At 60.9% G+C, this 2931-nt stretch carries 2 protein-coding genes; one reads left to right on the forward strand and one right to left on the reverse strand.

Annotation, left to right across the window (positions count from 1 at the left end; genetic code table 11):
- Nucleotides 1–20: 20 nt before the first annotated feature.
- Nucleotides 21–1235, reverse strand: coding sequence for a phosphoserine phosphatase SerB (gene serB, locus HX846_RS29970; RefSeq protein WP_003217536.1), 1215 nt, complete (start codon nucleotides 1233–1235; stop codon nucleotides 21–23).
- A 134-nt stretch (nucleotides 1236–1369) separates the two neighbouring features.
- On the opposite strand from serB, the gene HX846_RS29975 reads away from it, so the two are divergent.
- Nucleotides 1370–2902 (forward strand): AhpA/YtjB family protein, encoded by a 1533-nt coding sequence (locus HX846_RS29975; protein ID WP_008439111.1) that lies wholly within the window; start codon nucleotides 1370–1372, stop codon nucleotides 2900–2902.
- Nucleotides 2903–2931: the final 29 nt, after the last annotated feature.

Here is a 2931-nt window from a genome sequence, read left to right on the forward strand (position 1 = left end):
GCAGAGCGTGGGAACGATCCTCAGAGCTGACCGTCGCGATCGCGAAAGCCCAACAGGTACAACACGCCATCCAGCCCTAAAGTCGAAATCGCCTGCTTGGCCGATTGCTTGACCAGCGGCTTGGCCCGGAACGCCACACCCAACCCGGCAATCGCCAGCATCGGCAAGTCATTTGCCCCGTCGCCGACCGCAATGGTCTGCTCCAGACGCAACCCTTCCTTGTGTGCCAATTCCCGCAACAGGTCAGCCTTACGCTGTGCGTCGACAATCGGCTCCACGGCCACACCCGTCACCTTGCCGTCTACCACTTCCAGCTCGTTGGCGAACACATAGTCGATACCCAGCTTGGCCTGCAATTGCTTGGCGAAGTAGGTGAAACCGCCCGACAGGATCGCGGTCTTGTAGCCCAGGCGCTTGAGTTCGGCGAACAGGGTTTCGGCGCCTTCGGTCAGTCGCAGCGAGGCGCCGATGGAGTCCAGCACGCTGACGTCGAGGCCCTTGAGCAGCGCCAGGCGCTCCTTGAAGCTGGCTCGGAAATCCAGCTCACCGGCCATGGCACGCTCGGTGATTTCCGAGACTTGCTCACCTACACCGGCAGCCTTGGCCAATTCGTCGATGACTTCGGCTTCGATCAGCGTCGAGTCCATGTCGAACACCGCCAGGCGGCGATTGCGGCGGAACAGCGAGTCTTCCTGGAAGGCGATATCGACATTCAGCTCCTGGGCAACGCTCAGGAATTCGGCACGCAGGGCCTGGGGATCTGCCGGCTCACCGCGTACGGAGAACTCAATGCAGCCCTTGCCCTTGTCCGCCGGCGTGTCCAATGGCATGCGACCCGACAGACGGTCAATGTGGTCGATATTCAAACCGTACTGAGCCGTGATCGAACTGACACGCTGCAGTTGCTCGGCCGTCACCTTGCGAGTCAACAGCGTCACGATGTGGCGTTTTTTGCCCTGGCCGGCTACCCAGCTCTGGTAATCCTCTTCGGACACCGGGGTGAAACGCACCTGCTGATCGAGCTTATACGCCGTAAACAGGATGTCCTTGAGCACGGACGAGGCCTGCTCGGTGCTGGGAATTTCCACCAGGATGCCGAACGACAGCGTGTCGTGAATCACTGCCTGGCCGATGTCGAGAATGTTCACACCACCCTGGGCCAGAACACCGGTAATGGCTGCAGTGAGACCCGGACGGTCCTCACCTGTGATGTTAATCAGGACAATTTCGCGCAAAGCGCACCCCCGAGCTGGAAAAAAACCGCATTCTACCCACTTTCAGTGACCATCGGGCACAGCCAGCGCTTTGCCGGTCTTGGGCCTGTCGCTATACTGCGCGTCAACTTCACGGACTAAAGAGCCGAGCTTAAGTGAACCGGCCCACGCCAGTAAAAACCGATAACTTCTTCCTGCTGATCTTCCGGGCACTGCGTCACCGCCGTGTACCGATCGCATTACGCATCGCCAGCCATAACGTGATCCTGGTCGCCCTGGCCCTGGTCATCTACGCCTGCGTGATGGGTTTGCAGTTCAAGCAGGCCATGCACGAGCAAGCCGACGCTTTGGGCGAGAGCCTGACCACCCAGACCGCCACCTCGGCGACTGAGTTGTTGGTGTCCAACGACATCCTCAGCCTCAACGTGCTGCTCAACAACCTGACCAAGAACCCGCTGGTGGCCCACGCTGCTATCTATAGCGTGGACAACCGGATCATGGCCGAAGCCGGGCAACGTCCGAAAAACGGCCTGCTGGGTGAAGCCGAAGGCCTGTACCAGAGCAATATCACGTTTCAGGACGTGAAGGCCGGCCAACTGCGCATCAGCCTGGACATGCAACAGTTCCAGCAGCCGATGACCATCAGCCTGCAAAGCATGGGTATCTTGAGTGCGATCCTGCTGGCACTGTCCCTGGCCTTGAGCCTGCGCCTGGGCCGGCATATCTCCACGCCACTGATGCAACTGCGCATCTGGCTGCGGGATATCGATGAACACACCCCGGCCACCGACCGCCAGGACGAAATCGGCGACCTCGCCCGCCAACTGCACACCAGCTTCGCGCCGGAGCCCGTAGTGCCCGAGGTTGAACCCGAGCCCGAGTTCGACGACACCGACTACGAAGACGACGAGCCCGAGTTTGAAGTGCGCAACCTGCGGGACCCGAGCTTCGACGAGTCTGCGCCGGTAGCGGCCCAAAAGCCGGCGACCCGTCATGTGATCAAGGCAGAAGAAGACGAACTGGACGAAGAAGACCCGTTCGCCGATCTTCGCGATACTTCAGTGCCAACCGCTCCTGCTGTGCAGCCTGCTCCGGTGCGCAGCACCCAGCCCCAGCACAGCGCCGTATTGGCCGTGCAACTGGGCGCACAGGATCAACTGCGTCGCTTGCCGCGGGCACGCCTGACCGAGTTGCTGGAACGTTATCGTGACTGCCTCGACCAGGCGGCCTCGCTGTATCAGAGCGAACTGCACACCCTGAACGACGGCAGCACCTTGATGCTGTTCCACAGCGAAGACAGCGGCGAAGACTACCTGACCAACGCCATCTGCTGCGGTGAACTGCTGCGGGCCCTGGGCCATGCGCTGCAAATCGAAGTGGCCGACAGCGGCATCACCCTGCAACTGCAATTGGGCCTGACGGTGGGCGACGATCTGTATGGCATGAGCCAGATCGATCTGCTCCTGACCGAGATTGCCCAGGATGCGCTGGCCTTGTCGCAACACAGCCGCAACCTGCTGCTGGTGGAACGCAAGATCAGTGACGACGTGCTGATTCGCCAGCGTGCGCGGATCCGCCCGATTGCCAGCCCTGAAGGTGCGTGCTGTGTGGAGCGGTTGATGGAGCCTTACCCGTCGATGCTTGAGCGCCAGCTGGCGCGGATGCATGAGACGCGGGCGAAGAACTAAAGAACAACGCAAATCAATGTGGGAGCGGG

The organism is Pseudomonas sp. K5002 (assembly GCF_013386655.1).
Taxonomy (GTDB): Bacteria; Pseudomonadota; Gammaproteobacteria; order Pseudomonadales; family Pseudomonadaceae; genus Aquipseudomonas.